Source organism: bacterium (genome assembly GCA_016699045.1).
Classification (GTDB): domain Bacteria; phylum Babelota; class Babeliae; order Babelales; family RVW-14; genus AaIE-18.
The window spans coordinates 721,899-736,265 of the sequence record CP064957.1 but is presented as its reverse complement, the minus strand read 5'-3'; the positions used below and the strand labels follow the sequence as shown (position 1 = coordinate 736,265).

The 14,367-nt window shown below is 38.4% G+C and carries 14 protein-coding genes and 5 tRNA genes; 3 read left to right on the top strand and 16 right to left on the bottom strand.

From position 1 onward, the window contains the following. Window positions 1–4: 4 nt before the first annotated feature. The 15 genes from rpoB to IPF37_03260 all read right to left on the bottom strand — a co-directional run bounded on the left by rpoB (window position 5) and on the right by IPF37_03260 (window position 9,577). Window positions 5–4,330, bottom strand: coding sequence for a DNA-directed RNA polymerase subunit beta (rpoB, locus tag IPF37_03330; GenBank protein QQR48574.1), 4,326 nt, complete (start codon window positions 4,328–4,330; stop codon window positions 5–7). Window positions 4,331–4,481: 151 nt separating this feature from the next. Beyond that, on the bottom strand, window positions 4,482–4,847 hold the full coding sequence (gene rplL, locus IPF37_03325) for a 50S ribosomal protein L7/L12 (protein QQR48573.1): 366 nt from the start codon (window positions 4,845–4,847) through the stop codon (window positions 4,482–4,484). A gap of 171 nt (window positions 4,848–5,018) precedes the next feature. After that, the gene (locus IPF37_03320) at window positions 5,019–5,528 is read right to left on the bottom strand and encodes a 50S ribosomal protein L10 (protein ID QQR48572.1); all 510 of its coding nucleotides are present in this window, start codon (window positions 5,526–5,528) and stop codon (window positions 5,019–5,021) included. A gap of 29 nt (window positions 5,529–5,557) precedes the next feature. Beyond that, window positions 5,558–6,250 (bottom strand): 50S ribosomal protein L1, encoded by a 693-nt coding sequence (locus IPF37_03315; GenBank protein QQR48571.1) that lies wholly within the window; start codon window positions 6,248–6,250, stop codon window positions 5,558–5,560. A 57-nt stretch (window positions 6,251–6,307) separates the two neighbouring features. Then, window positions 6,308–6,733, bottom strand: coding sequence for a 50S ribosomal protein L11 (gene rplK, locus IPF37_03310; GenBank protein ID QQR48570.1), 426 nt, complete (start codon window positions 6,731–6,733; stop codon window positions 6,308–6,310). A gap of 50 nt (window positions 6,734–6,783) precedes the next feature. After that, complete coding sequence (nusG, locus tag IPF37_03305; protein QQR48569.1) at window positions 6,784–7,302, bottom strand: transcription termination/antitermination factor NusG; 519 nt, start codon at window positions 7,300–7,302, stop codon at window positions 6,784–6,786. 68 nt (window positions 7,303–7,370) lie between these two features. Then, window positions 7,371–7,553 carry a preprotein translocase subunit SecE gene (gene secE / locus IPF37_03300; GenBank protein QQR48568.1) on the bottom strand — a complete coding sequence of 61 codons (183 nt, stop codon included), beginning with the start codon at window positions 7,551–7,553 and terminating at the stop codon, window positions 7,371–7,373. Window positions 7,554–7,591: 38 nt separating this feature from the next. Further along, window positions 7,592–7,667, bottom strand: a tRNA-Trp gene (locus IPF37_03295). 6 nt (window positions 7,668–7,673) lie between these two features. Then, window positions 7,674–7,832 carry a 50S ribosomal protein L33 gene (gene rpmG, locus IPF37_03290; GenBank protein QQR48567.1) on the bottom strand — a complete coding sequence of 53 codons (159 nt, stop codon included), beginning with the start codon at window positions 7,830–7,832 and terminating at the stop codon, window positions 7,674–7,676. Window positions 7,833–7,870: 38 nt separating this feature from the next. After that, a tRNA-Thr gene (locus IPF37_03285) sits at window positions 7,871–7,946 on the bottom strand. 142 nt (window positions 7,947–8,088) lie between these two features. After that, a tRNA-Thr gene (locus IPF37_03280) sits at window positions 8,089–8,164 on the bottom strand. A gap of 12 nt (window positions 8,165–8,176) precedes the next feature. Further along, a tRNA-Gly gene (locus tag IPF37_03275) sits at window positions 8,177–8,253 on the bottom strand. Window positions 8,254–8,276: 23 nt separating this feature from the next. Next, window positions 8,277–8,361: transfer RNA gene (locus tag IPF37_03270), tRNA-Tyr, on the bottom strand. A gap of 106 nt (window positions 8,362–8,467) precedes the next feature. After that, window positions 8,468–8,905 carry a tRNA (adenosine(37)-N6)-threonylcarbamoyltransferase complex ATPase subunit type 1 TsaE gene (gene tsaE, locus IPF37_03265; GenBank protein ID QQR48566.1) on the bottom strand — a complete coding sequence of 146 codons (438 nt, stop codon included), beginning with the start codon at window positions 8,903–8,905 and terminating at the stop codon, window positions 8,468–8,470. 27 nt (window positions 8,906–8,932) lie between these two features. Further along, window positions 8,933–9,577: an NYN domain-containing protein gene (locus IPF37_03260; protein ID QQR48565.1), complete on the bottom strand. Its 645-nt coding sequence runs from the start codon at window positions 9,575–9,577 to the stop codon at window positions 8,933–8,935. 129 nt (window positions 9,578–9,706) lie between these two features. Between IPF37_03260 and IPF37_03255 the strand changes: the two genes are divergently transcribed. Next, a complete protein-coding gene (locus tag IPF37_03255) occupies window positions 9,707–10,618 on the top strand; it encodes a F0F1 ATP synthase subunit gamma (GenBank protein QQR48564.1) in 912 nt (303 codons plus the stop codon). Here IPF37_03255 and murA read toward each other — a convergent pair. Continuing rightward, window positions 10,599–11,933 carry a UDP-N-acetylglucosamine 1-carboxyvinyltransferase gene (gene murA / locus IPF37_03250; GenBank protein ID QQR49831.1) on the bottom strand — a complete coding sequence of 445 codons (1,335 nt, stop codon included), beginning with the start codon at window positions 11,931–11,933 and terminating at the stop codon, window positions 10,599–10,601. The two genes, IPF37_03255 and murA, sit on opposite strands and share 20 nt — an antisense overlap. Before the next feature lie 103 nt (window positions 11,934–12,036). Here murA and kdsB point away from each other — a divergent pair, with 103 nt between their 5' ends. Together kdsB and IPF37_03240 are read left to right on the top strand one after the other, a co-directional pair. Then, the gene (gene kdsB, locus IPF37_03245; protein ID QQR49830.1) at window positions 12,037–12,789 is read left to right on the top strand and encodes a 3-deoxy-manno-octulosonate cytidylyltransferase; all 753 of its coding nucleotides are present in this window, start codon (window positions 12,037–12,039) and stop codon (window positions 12,787–12,789) included. 171 nt (window positions 12,790–12,960) lie between these two features. Continuing rightward, complete coding sequence (locus IPF37_03240) at window positions 12,961–14,319, top strand: hypothetical protein (protein ID QQR49829.1); 1,359 nt, start codon at window positions 12,961–12,963, stop codon at window positions 14,317–14,319. Window positions 14,320–14,367 lie beyond the last annotated feature (48 nt).

The window sequence follows — 14,367 nt, the reverse complement described above, 5'->3', positions numbered from 1 at the left end:
TCTATTATTCACCGACTTGCTCCTTACTTGTCTTAAACAGATCTACTTGCAAGCCTAAGCTTTGCAATTCTTTAACCAAGACATTAAATGATTCTGGTATTCCTGGATCAGGCACTTCCTCACCTCGAACAATAGCTTCATATGCCTTGATACGACCATTAACGTCATCTGATTTAATGGTAAGCATTTCTTGCAAGGTATATGCAGCGCCGTACGCAAAGAGTGCCCACACTTCCATTTCCCCAAGACGTTGACCACCGAATTGTGCTTTACCACCAAGTGGTTGTTGCGTAATCAATGAGTATGGTCCAACAGAACGAGCGTGCAATTTGTCGTCGGCTAAGTGATTCAGTTTCATCATGTAAATATAACCAACTGTAACAGGCTGATCAAAAGCGCTACCTGTCTGACCATCATACAACGTATAAGTGCCATCGATAGGAAGACCTATTTTTTTCAATAGTGGCTGAATTTCAGTACTGTAATCGGCGCCTTCAAAGATCGGGTTTTTAGTTGCAAAACCAAGATTTTTTGTTTGATCAATCAGATCTTGAATTCCTTGTTGGCCATATTTTTTTTCAATATTATCAACAATTTCTTTGCTATAAAGTTGGCATAATTGATTTTTGATTTCTTTTTCATTCAGATTATTAATGTGCTCAGCAAAGTCTTTACCAATCTTTTTCCCAGCCATACCTAAAATGGACTCTAAAATTTGTCCAATGTTCATACGACCAGGTACCCCGAGTGGGTTAAGAACAATATCAACAGCTGTACCATCGTGCATATATGGCATATCTTCGATATTAACAACGCGTGAAACCACCCCTTTATTCCCGTGTCGTCCTGCCATTTTATCACCAACTGACAAGCGGCGTTTTTTAGCGACATAGACTTTAATCATCTTAATAACACCAGAAGGAAGATCATCGCCTTTTCTCAAGCGAGCTACGTGTTCTTCTTTTAATGCTGTTAACACACGAATTTGGTTATTAAGAATTTCCTTGTAGCGTTTAATGTCGTTATTGATATCTTTGTGTGCTGTTTCAAATTCTACAAGAGCTTCTGGCTCAAGCGTTTCTAAAACTGCTTTAGTTGCGGCTTTATTAGCAAGTTCTTTAATCTTGCTATTCTTTATAGTTTGACCATCAAGCAATTTAACAAGTTGTTCTTTGATTTGTTGTTGAACAATACTTGTTTGATAGGCAAGATTCTCTTCAATTTTTTGAGATTCTTTTTGCGCAATTTCTTTGTAACGCTTATCTTTTCGAATACCGCTTCGAGAGAAAATTTTCACGTCAATAACGGTTCCTTCAATTCCAGGTGGTACTCTCAATGAGGTATCACGCACTTCTCGTGACTTTTCACCAAAAATCGCCCGCAACAATTTCTCTTCAGGAGATACTTGAACGTCACCTTTTAAGGTAACCTTACCAACCAAAATGTCTCCTGGTTTAATAATGGTACCAATTTTTACAATACCATCATCATCCAACGCTTCCAAATCTTTTTCTGAAACGTTTGGAATATCTCGGGTAATTTCTTCAGCACCAAGTTTGGTGTCGCGAGCTTCGGCAACAAATTCCTCAACGTGAACGGATGCAAAAACGTCCTCACTTACCAAGCGCTTGCTTACCACAATAGCATCTTCAAAGTTGTAACCGTGCCATGGCATAAATGCAACAAGAACGTTACTACCCAAGGAAAGATCACCATTATTGGTTGCTGGACCGTTTGTCAAAATATCGTCGCGTTCAATTCGCTCACCAACTTTTACAATTGGGGTATGATGAATCCATGTATTATGACTGGATCGTGCAAATTTCTTAAGATTATAAACATCGATAGATTTAAGTAACCAATTGTTTTCATTAAGATTTTTTTTATCCAAATTAATAATAATCTTGTCGGCTGAAACATAAGAAACAACACCAGAATTTTTGGCGCGCAAAACGACACCTTCGCTGGATCCAATTTCTCGTTCCATGCCCGTTCCGACTAATGGTGGTTGACATCTAATGAGAGGAACTGCTTGACGTTGCATGTTCGAACCCATCAATGCCCGGTTAGCATCGTCGTTTTCTAGGAAGGGAATTAATGATGTAGGAACGGAAAATACTTGACGAGGTGAGGCATCGATGAAAGAAACCTCTTTTTCATCAATAGTGACAATGTCACAGTCTTTTCTTACCAATACTTTAGATGATTTAAAGCAATTGTCTTGATCGATTTCGGTAGCTGCTTGGGCAATTTTTTCGCCTTGTTCTTCAAATGCGTCTAAATAAATAGCCTTATCTTCAACAATACCATTAACGACTTTGCGATATGGTGTTTCAATGAAGCCGAGATCATTAACTTTAGCGTAGGTAGCAAGAGATGAAATCAAACCAATGTTTTGACCTTCGGGTGTTTCAATTGGACAAATACGGCCATAGTGAGAAGAATGAACGTCACGAACTTCAAAAGTTGCACGCTCACGAGTAATACCGCCGGGCCCAAGAGCTGAAAGACGACGCTTGTGAGCTGTTTCTGCCAATGGATTGGTTTGGTCCATAAATTGTGAAAGTTGACCTGTACCAAAAAATTCGCGCATTACCGCTGCCAATGGTTTAACGTTCAAGAAATCATAAGGCATTAATGCCGCATAATTTTCTTGCAAACGGAATCGTTCTTTGACAATTCGTTCAATACGTGCAAAACCAACGTAAAGTTGACTTTGTAACAATTCACCAACAAGACGGATGCAACGATTTCCTAAATGATCGATATCATCTAGTTCGCCTTCGCCCCGTTCTTTAAGGCCAATTAAATATTGCAAGGTTGAAATAATATCTTCTTTGGTCAAATGTGATATTTCGCTGTCGATATCGAGATTTAGTTTTCTGTTAGTGCGAATACGACCAACGATGGTTAAATCATAAAAACGAGAGTTGAAGAATAAATTATGAATATATTCTTCCATGATTTTAAGCGAAGGAACATCCCCTGGCTTAAGTTTATTATAAACGTCTTTTAATGCTTCTTCGTAGTTAGAAACATTATCTTGAGCGAAAGTAAGAGCAATCGTTGGTTGCAGTACGTAGCCTGATGACTGAATAACACTGATTGATCCATCGCTTAGAGTTGAGATGTGATCAATCATTTCTTCATTCAAAATAGTGCCATGTACAATTAAAATCTCACCGGTATCGGTATCGATAATATCTTGCGCTACAATTCTATTCAAAAGACTATTTTTTCTTACGATTAATGTATCGACACCACTTTTCAACAGTTTTTCGATGTGTGCTTTGGTTAAACGACGACCAACAGTAAATTGGCTTTCAAGTTCTTTTGGCAACGAATCTGCTTCTAAGCGTTGACCAATGAGTTGATCATTAACTTTTTTATAAAATTTACCCTTTTTGATATCAATTGCTTCGAAATCATAAAAAGTTGAAAGAATTGAACTGCGTTCAATGCCTAACGCTTGTAAAAAAGTGGTAACAAGAATTTTCTTTTTTTTATCAACACGGATATAAAGAAGGTCGTTGTGATCAAACTCAAAATCAATCCACGATCCCCTGCTTGGAATTATACGTGCGATGTGACAAGGTTGTCCTCTGAAGTCTTTTGATTTTTTGCTCAATGCAAACATTACGCCAGGGGCGCGATGAATTTGACTGACAACAACACGATCAACGCCATTAATAAGAAATGTTCCGTGGCTACCTAATTTTATACGTTCTTTATCATCTTCGTACAAATCAATCATCACAGGAAGATCACAGAAAAAAACATCTTGTTCTTTAATATCACGAACAGTACGATTGCCAGTTGTGTCGACGTCCCAACAAATAAGTTGCATCTTAACTTTGAGTGACATTGAAAAAGTTTTGCCGCTGTAACGACAATCGTCAACGGAGGAGGTGTTTTTTATGGAAACACGAGAGAAACAAACTTTACAATGTGTGTAACGAGCAGCTTCTTTTTTACAAAATGGACAGGCATTGTTTTCTTCCAGGCGACTACAACCATTTTTTTTGCAGGCAGTACAAGCCCATTGATAACGATTTTCAACACCGGTTAAGGCGCCGCATACACAAGCCCACTCACCAAGTTCATAGCTGACGTATTCAAGAGAAATACGGTCATTGTGCTCTATAGGAAAAGTATCACGCAAGACTTTTTCAAGCCCAACATTCTTACGCTCTGCTGGAAGATAGTCGAGTTGAACAAAATCATTGAAAGATTTAGACTGAACTTCTATAAGGTTTGGCAGCGAAACTACTTCTTTAATCTTGCCAAAAGATTTTCTAACAACTTCCTTGTTTCTTCCAAAGTGAGACATCCAATTGCTCCTAACCCTAAAAAAGCACTAGCAACTTATCTGAACACAAACGCCTAATGACAAGAGAATCCCATTTTAAAACAACGTATTGCTTAAAATGGGCATTCTCAAAAATGCACTAAATAAAAAAAGTAAAAAAAGTAACAAAGAGTTAAGAGAGCTCAACCTTTGCGCCGGCTTCTTCAAGAGCTTTTTTGATTTTTTCAGCTTCTTCTTTAGGAGCAGCTTCTGAAACGGTAAATGGCACTTCATCAACTGCTTTTTTAGCATCACCAAGAGAAAGTGTTGTTACGGTACGAAGAGCTTTAATTACTTTAATTTTTTCGCTACCACCATCTTTAAGGACAACTTTGAATTCAGATTTAGATTCTGCTACTGGAGCTGCGTTGCCTGCTGCTGGAGCTGCTGCTACTGGAGCCGCCGCTGAAACACCAAAAAATTCTTCAATTTCTTTAACAAGTTCAGCAAGTTCCATTACAGACATTTTGCTTATTTCTTCAACCAATCTTGACGCCATGAGACAACTCCCTAACAACTAACGAATTACTATTAATAAAAACTTAATCAACAATCAAAATCTACTCAAAAATCTACTTTTTGATTATTTCAACCCTGTTATTATAACAATTATGTTATCACACAGATTGACAATATACAAGTATTTAGCCCAGATTTAAAGGCTTTTTATTTATATATTTTCTTTTCTGCTTTCAGCAATCAAATTCAAAGCTCGTGCAAATTGCGCAATTGGTTCTTTTAATGTGCCAGCAAGTATAGCCAACAACACATCTCGAGAAGGCAAAGAAGCATATGTTTTTAATTCATTTACTGAAAGAAGACGTTGCTCATACAAACCCGCAACCAATTCAAAAGATTGGTTATCCTTTGAAAAGTTTACAAGTCTTTTTGCTAATGCTGAAATATTATCTTCTTTGCTAAAAACAAGGCCTACTTGGTCATGAAAATGCTCCTTGAATTCAGAAAGTCCTTGAACATCTGAACCAACTTGTTGCGCAGCAATTTTCATAAGACGTGCTTTGGTAATTTTTAAATTACCGCCATCTTCACGCAGATTTTGTCTGAGTGATTGCATGTTATTAACACTAAGGCCTTTATATTTAACAAGAATAGTGCTTTGTGAATCTGTAAGAATTTTTACAAAATCAGAAATAGAACTTTCTTTTTGTTGGCGGTTCATGGTTTAATTCCTTTTGCTTATATGCTTATTTATCCGATTTCATCAGGATTAATTGTTAAGCCAACACCCATCGTTGATGAAATGGTAATCTTTCTTAAAAACTTACCTTTTGAGGATGCAGGTTTGCATGATTGAACAGCTTTAACAAGTGCTGCAAGATTTTCTATAAGCTTTTCTGAGCCAAAAGAAACTTTACCAAACGGTGCATGCAAGGTGCCGCCTTTGTCGTTACGAAATGACAAACGACCCTTTTTAAGGTCAGAAACAATTTCTGCAACATCGAAAGTAACGGTGCCAATTTTTTTGTTTGGCAGCAATCCTCGAGGTCCCAATACTTTTGCTACTTTCCCAACAAGGCCCATTAAATCAGGCGTCGCAACAGCTGCATCAAATTCCATCCAGCCACCTTCAATTTTTTCTACAAGATCATCAGCGCCAACATAGTCGGCACCAGCTTTTAATGCAGCTTCTTCGTATGACCCTTTAGCAAAAACAAGAACACGAACCTTCTTACCAAGGCCGTGCGGTAACAATACCGAGCCGCGAACAGTTTGATCGCCCTTTGACGCATCAATGCCGAGTGAAATATCCGCATCAACTGATTCATCAAATTTGGTATACGCATTTTTAATGACAAAGTCTAATGCTGACTTGCATGAAGTTATTTCAGCGTTTGCCAGTAGCTGTAATGCCTTTTTATGATTTTTACTAACGTTCCCCATGTATAGATCCTACTTCAATAATTAATTTTAAGATGAACCAGTTATAACGACGTTATATTACTCAATAACTTCAAGGCCCATGCTACGAGCACTACCAGCAATCGTTTTCTTTGCTGCTTCAAGGTCTACAGCATTTAAGTTGACCATTTTGATTTTAGCAATTTCTTCAATGTCTTTCATCTGAATTGTTCCAGCAGAAGCTTTCCCAGGGGTACTAGAACCTTTCTTGATGTTTGCTCTCTTTTTCAGCAAATCTGATACTGGAGCAGTTTTGGTAACAAAGTCAAAAGTTTTATCAACGTAAACAGTAACAATAATTGGTACTACTTCGCCTTTTTGACTTGCGGTTGCCGCATTAAACTTTTTACAAAAATCCATAAGATTAACGCCGTGTTGACCAAGCATTGAACCTACTGGCGGAGCAGGAGTTGCAGCGCCTCCTTGAAGACGTAATCTGACATTAGCTTTTATTTTTTTTGACATGATTTTACCTAAAATCTACCTACTGTTATTGCCTTTTAGTGATCCTATTGCTATTTCTTTACTTGATCAAAACCTAGTTCAACTGGAGTTAATCTACCAAAAATGCTAACCATGACGGTAAGCCGTTCTTTTTCATCATCTGTCTTATCAATAATGCCAACAAAACCAGAAAACGGTCCACTGCAAATATTGACTTCGCTTCCAACTACAAACGCTTCTTTCTCTGTCGCAATTGCTAATTTTCCAGACATTTGAGAGAAAATACGCTCAACTTCTCTATCAGAAAGAGGAGCTGGACTTTCCCCGCCCAGAAAGCGTGTAACGCGAGGGTTTGATGCAACAATCCTGAATGTTTCGCCAGTCATATCCATGTTGATAAGTAAATACCCAGGAAAAATTTTTTCCTTTTTGGATTTTTCCTCAGCAAAGAAACTTGCTACTTCGCCTGTTGGGACCAAAATTTCGCCGAATAATTCAACTAAATTCTCTTCCTGGACGCGTTTTTCTAAATCGGTTTTTACAATATCTTCGTATCCGGTGTAAACCTGGACGACATACCAACGTTTCATAGCCTAAATCTAGCCCCACGTAATTATAGAGTTTACTTTAAAAAAGCATTAATTTAAAGCCCAAAAGGCTACATAATAATTTTTTTTATAACCAAACTAAAAAAGAAATCCATGCCACCAAGAATTGTTGAAAGAACTAGTACAAGGATACAAACAATAATAGTTGCTCCTACAAGTTCATCTCGACTTGGCCAAGAAATCTTTCTTAGCTCATTTTTCACTTCGTTAACAAACACGAGAATTTTATTCATTTTTACGCTCTTTGCCTTTTCTTCACCTTGAAAGAGACTGGCAGGTCAGGAGGGATTCGAACCCCCAACACGCGGATTTGGAGTCCGCTGCTCTACCATTGGAGCTACTGACCTACAGATCTACTTAGTTTCTTTATGTGTTGAATGCTTCTGACATGTTGAGCAGTATTTGTTTAATGCCAACTTACCGAAAGCTCGTTTCTTAGAGACTTTTTTACTATAATTTCTAAGGTTACAATCTTTACACTCAAGATGCATAATCACTCTATTTTTTGCCATGGTCAACTTTCATCAAAACTAGCATGAGGTTTGTGAACTGGAGCCCGCGACCGGGATTGAACCGGTGACCTCTCCCTTACCAAGGAAGTGCTCTACCAACTGAGCTACGTGGGCGCTTGTTTCTCGTTTTACTTTATCGATCTTTATTTTCAGACTTCTTTATGTTAATTCAGCTTGTTACTAGCTTACCTTAACTTTTATATTTTCACAAATTTTACCAATCGCATCATGGTGATGAGCAAAAAGTAGCAAAAAATGGAGCTGGCAACTGGACTTGAACCAGTGACCTGCTGATTACAAATCAGCTGCTCTACCAACTGAGCTATGCCAGCAAAATTCTCTTCTGGAGCGGGAAACGGGGCTCGAACCCGCAACCTACAGCTTGGAAGGCTGTCGCTCTAGCCAATTGAGCTATTCCCGCGCAATATCCGCGCTCTAAAATTATGGTGGGGAGAACAGGATTCGAACCTGTGAAGGCATTGCCAACGGATTTACAGTCCGTCCCCTTTGGCCACTCGGGAACCTCCCCACGAAAATTATTTCAACAAAGCCCTATCCCGTTATTTACACGTGATAGTGAGAATTATCATAGTTATTTTACTAAAGATTTCAACTTTTTTCGAAAAAAAAATTAATTATTCCAAGGCGCAGCGTCTTTTCTTGATGTTTGTTGGATGGTAGGACAGTATTATATGGCAAACAATTTCTTTGTCAATCAATTGATCTAGAAGTGGTTTTATGATTTCCGGCCATTCAATAAAACATAAAGATTGCGGTGCGTTGAGATATTCATCAAATCCTGCAGCTATAAATGCGTCCAAGGAGCCTATTCGATATAAATCGAAATGATAAAACGTTATTTCTTCGGCATTTTTATAGCTATTAACATACCCAAAGGTAGGGCTTGTTACGGTCTCTTTAACGCCACTTTGGCGTAAAATTTCTTTAATGGTGGTGGTTTTGCCAGCGCCCAATGGCCCCGTAAAGGTAAAAATGCGATGTTTTTGTGTGAGTGGCAGGAGCGTTGTCTGAACAAAGTGTGGTAGCTGCTCGGCATTAAATTCGTAGATCATGAGTAGATTTGCAGGTTTTTTGAAAAATTAGTGTAACTTTTTTATTTTATGATAAAGCTTTTTTTCTTGTTTAGAAAGCTTTTTTGATACGCCAAGACGATCTTTTCTCTTTGAAACTTTACTTGCTTGGCTGGGTTCTTTAATTTTGGTATCAATGCTGGCGCTTTCCATGAGTGCATCAAGGGCTTGCTGGTCGATCGTTGTCGAAAAAATTTCTAGATCTTCCAGCGGTTCATATTTTTGAATAATTGAAGAAGAGGGCGTTGATGATTGTTGTACATGTTCCAATAAAACATCTTGTACAATTTTATAAAAATCAAAAACATCGATAGAATTGACGCCGTATTGTTCGCATGTTTGAGCAAGTTTACGATCCAGGCTGACTAAAAGAATATCGTGGGCGGCTTTTTTTTCTGCATATTCAATTATCCAATCATCGGCAGATGATTTTTGTCCGGAAAAAATAATAACAATGCCATCTTTAACTTCGCGAGAAGCGTGTCCAAAAGGACCAGCGTCAAACACTATTATAATTTCTTTAGCTGTTTCTTGTTTCTTTTTTTTGTACAAACCAAGTTGTGCGATCAGTTGCCTGCGCTGTATATCCAAAAGGCCTTTAGCTTTTGGGAAAATATGTCGTAAAAGATTGTAGCCATCTATAACTATAATCACGGTAAGATTCCTGTCCTTTAAATTGCTTTTTGGCGCCCCCTCAATTTTTAATTATAGTTTAATTTGTTGTAAATCCGCAATTTTTTGTTTAGCTTAGGGGGTATAGTACTTGTAAATGAGGTTTTTATCATGAGCGAATTAGTAAGACTTAAGCAACAAATAAAATCGATTCAAACGACGCGCAAGATTACCCATGCTGTTCGTTTGGTTTCTATGTCTCTGTATGCACGGCTTGAAAAGCAAAATACAGGGCTTGATTACTACATGGATAATATTAAGCGTTGCTTGCTGGATTTAGTTGCCGGTTCTGGCGGCATTGAGTGGAAAAATGATTTATTGTTTCCTGATGATATTTTAGATTCAACGCCTTTGTACATTATTATTTCAAGTGCTAAGGGCTTGTGTGGTTCTTTTAATTCTTCATTATTTCGTTATATCGAACGTTCGTTATTTATCGAAGAGCATCAAAGTCCGCGCTTTATTATTGTTGGACAAAAAGCGATGCGTTTTGTTAATTCAAAAGCGTGGGGCGATGTTATTTGTCACTACAGCGAACTTAATTCGGGCAATTATATGAGTATTGCCAATGATTTAGTAAATAAGATTTTAACGAGTAAGTCGGTTCCATCTTCTATTGTTTTTTTTAATAACTTTTTAAAATCATTTTTTATTCAAGAGCCGTCAAAAACAGTTTTTACACCGTTATCGTTGGATGGCATTTTTTCAAAAAAAACCAGTTCATCTGTGCATCATAGCAATGAGCAGCCAGAAGAAACAAAAGCTCCCTCTGTGGACTATGTTTGGGAGCAGGAACCACAAGATGTTTTGGATAGTGTAGCGGTTTCTTACATCAAAGTTTTTATTATGAATGTGTTGTTTCAATCGTTACTAGCAGAGCAAGCTGCTCGATTTTTGGCTATGGACAGCGCAACTACCAATGCTGATAAATATCTCGATAAGCTTGTTTTGCATTACAACAAGCAGCGACAATCTGCCATTACGCGTGAAGTTGCTGAGTTGTCTACAGGTATGATTCCGTAAAGATTGTTGCTGATTGTTCATGTTCAACAAGAGTAATGTCTGCGCCGAGCTGGGCTAATTTTTTTTCTAATTGATCGTAGCCACGTTTCCAATGATAAATCCCCGTCATTTTAGTTTCGCCAACTGCCACAAGCCCGGCAAGTACAAGAGCACATGATGCTCTGATATCGTTAGCAATTACTTCGCATCCATATAGTGAATCGACGTTTCGAATGGTAGCGATAGGGCCGTTGATAGAAATTTCAGCACCCATTTTTTGAAGCTCTTTTACGTGAATGAAGCGATTTTCAAAGACTGTTTCTTCAATCGTGCTAGTGCCGTGCGTCAAGCATAAGGCCGCCATCATAAGTGGTTGTAAGTCGGTTGGAAAGCCCGGATAGGTGCCTGTTTTTACCGCAATTCCCTGGGGATGGTTGCTGGCCCGTAAACTAATTCCCTGGAGAGGATATTCGTCAGTTGGGTTGGTGCCTGTTTTGACGACGTGTCCCATTTCTTTTAATTTTTCCAAAAACATATCAAGATGGTCGGCTCGTGCATTTGGCAAATTGATGGAGCCTTTAGTGATGGCTGCCGCCAACAAAAGAGAGCCGGTTTCTATGCGGTCAGGGATGATGGCGTGTGTTATTGGATTGAGTTGAGTAACGCCAATAATTTTTATCATGAGCCCTGGATAACAGATAATATTGGCGCCCATTTTTTTGAGTACGTCAATCAAATCAAGCACTTCTGGTTCAATAGCGGCGTTGATAATTATTGTTTCACCAGTTCTAACAGCGGCAAACATAATGAGATTTTCGGTTGCGCCAACGCTTGGATATTCTAAAACAATTCTGATCGGATCAGTTGTTGCTGTTTTTGGTAAATAAGCTTCGATGAAAGGGCGGTTTTCAATGATGTTAACGCCGCACTTAGCAAAGCCTTGGAGATGGTAATTAATTGGTCGTGCGCCAATTAAGTCCCCACCTGGCAATGCAACATGTGCTTTGCCAAAGCGGCCCAACAGTGGGCCCATGAACAAGATCGATGCGCGCATTTTGTTCATAATTTCTGCATCAATGGCGTAGCTATTAATGGTGCTCGTGTCTACACACAAAATTTTATCTTCGGCGTTAAATTCTACCAAAGCTCCCAGATTTCTTAAAACATGAATAAGAATTAAGACGTCTGCAGAATTGGGGACATGGTGTAGTGTTGATTTGCCGCGGGTTAAAATCAACGAAATGATAATCACCAGAACGGCATTTTTGGCGCCAGAGACGTTAACAGATCCGTGTAAAATTGATGATTGCTGAATAATTAGGTATTCTTTGTTCATGGTTATTTTTTTATAAGAAATTTTTGGTATCCGATGATTGTTACATAATAAAGCGTCATGATATCATCAAAAAAAAGCTAAGAGAAGAAGAAAAAGGAAAAAAATGATTGGCAATAAATCTGTTGTGTGCGTAATCCCCGCTCGTTTAGCCTCGACGCGTTTTCCAAATAAAGTTATTGCACCATTGCTGGGCAAGCCACTTTTGCAATGGGTTTGGGAAGCGACACAAAAAGTGAAGCTTTTTGATCACGTTGTTTTTGCGATAGATTCAGATATTACGGCCGAGTATGTTAAAGCAGTTGGGGCGCCTTATATTATGACATCAGTTGATTGTTCAACAGGGACCGATCGATTGATTGAAATTGCTCAAAAGGGATTGCTTAAGGCTGATATCTGGGTCTTGTGGCAATGCGATGAGCCGTTTATTACGGCGATGATGATTGATGCGTTGCTGCACAGTTGTTCGTATGATGGTGCTGATATGTGGACGCTGAAAAAACGTATTTTTGAAGATAGTGTTATTTTTTCTCCGCATGTTGTAAAGGTTGTGAGCGATAGCGCAAACAGAGCTTTGTATTTTTCGCGCAGTCCAATCCCTTGTTACCGTGAAAAAAATCTTGAGCAATTTTATTATCAACACATTGGTATTTATGCTTATACACAGGCATCTCTTGCGCGTATTGCCAACTTTGGACAAGCGCCGTTAGAGCTGGCAGAAAGTATCGAAGTTTTGCGTCCCTTGCATTATGGTCTTAAGATTGGCATTCATGAAACAGTTCATAATGCTGCAGAAGTTAATACCTACGAAGACATGTTGTTGGCCGAGCAATATGCGCGTGCCGTATACTTACGCTAAACCGCAACCAGCTTTCATTTTGTTTGCAACGTGAATAAATAATAAAATTATTTACTTCTTTTACGCTATTTTTTTATGCTAAATGTATGTCATATTGACATAAATGCGAGGCGCGTTAAGATTATGAGCTTTTCATTTGTATCGCGATGGTACATTTAACAAGGATTACCAATGAATATGAAAAATAGCATCAGAAATATTTTTGTCTTTATTTTCAGCGTTTTTATAGTGATAGGGATGATGCCATTTTGCTTGCCAAAATCTTGTGGCTCAGCAGAGATAGTTCTTAATTTAAGAGAACAAAACAGTCAGCATCAAGCTTCATTTGAAGATGTGTATTATGAGTTAGTGAAAAGTGGTCATTTTGGCGATCTTTATAATAATAATCTCATTATAGATCCAATTATCGATGATCATTTTACCGAAAATGGTGCTTCACTATTGTGCTTGGTTGAGTGGCTGCAACAACAAAGTGACTTTGACAGCGCCTTTTTACTTAAGCGCATGAGTAAATTCTTTTGTTTAGAATTTCAGCGTTTATTGTCTAAAATAGAGGCGCCTAAAAAAATTCAGGCTACCTTGTGTGATGACTTTTCTCGAATTTACAACCATAAAGTTGTTTTGGAAGAACAATCAATTAAACCATTTCGGGCGACCTTAACCAAGGCGATTATTTTTATTTTTATCATTTCATACAGCGAGCTGCATTACCTACAAAAAAAAGAGGCATTGGTTTTTTATCTTGAAAAGATTAAGAAAGAGTTTCGTCTTATTAATGGCGCATTATCAGGACAAAGTCTTGATGAAAATCTTATTGCGCAGTTTGTTTCTCGCATGCAGGTTTACGCATTGCAAGAGCCGTTGGTTGAAACACGAAGCATAAAACGATGGTTGTTGTATGGCTCAATTACGTTAGTTGTTGTGGGCGTTATTGGGTATTACATCAACAAAGTTGGTGTTGAAAAAATCAAACGAGATATCAAAGAAGTCTGGAAATCGCTTTTGGAAGAAGTGTCTGACGTAGTTGCTGAACGATTTATGGTTAACCCAGAAGTTAAAAAAGCGGCGCAAGGTATGGCGGATAAAGTTGATGGTTTGGTTGCTAAAACAGTTAATGATATTGGTGTTATTGTAAATGGACCAAAGCCGGCAGAGTCAGGAGAGCCTGTTGTTGGAGATGCTCCCGTTGCTAATAAAGGTTTGGCAACAGGTATTGTTGATCAGCTCGATCAGCGGGTAAATCTTACTGATAAAGTTAATCAGGTAAAAGATCTTGTTCAGCGAGTTGAAACTATTGGAGAATATAAAACAAGAGCTGCTGAATCAAGTGTGCTGAACCCGTTCAATTGGCCTCAAAAGATTATTGCACGCACGTTGCCTGATGTTAAAGGTGCGTCGGTTCAAGAGGCGGCTGCGCCAGTTTCTAGCGAAGCTTCTGAAATATTGTCAGATGATGTTCCACCTGCTGCGCAGTCACGATGGAGCTGGTTTGGAAGTTGGCTTTTTAGTGGGCCAGGATTATTTGAGTAAATAATTTTTAGTTTTTTATTTTGAGGACTACAAAGAATTCTTTGTAGT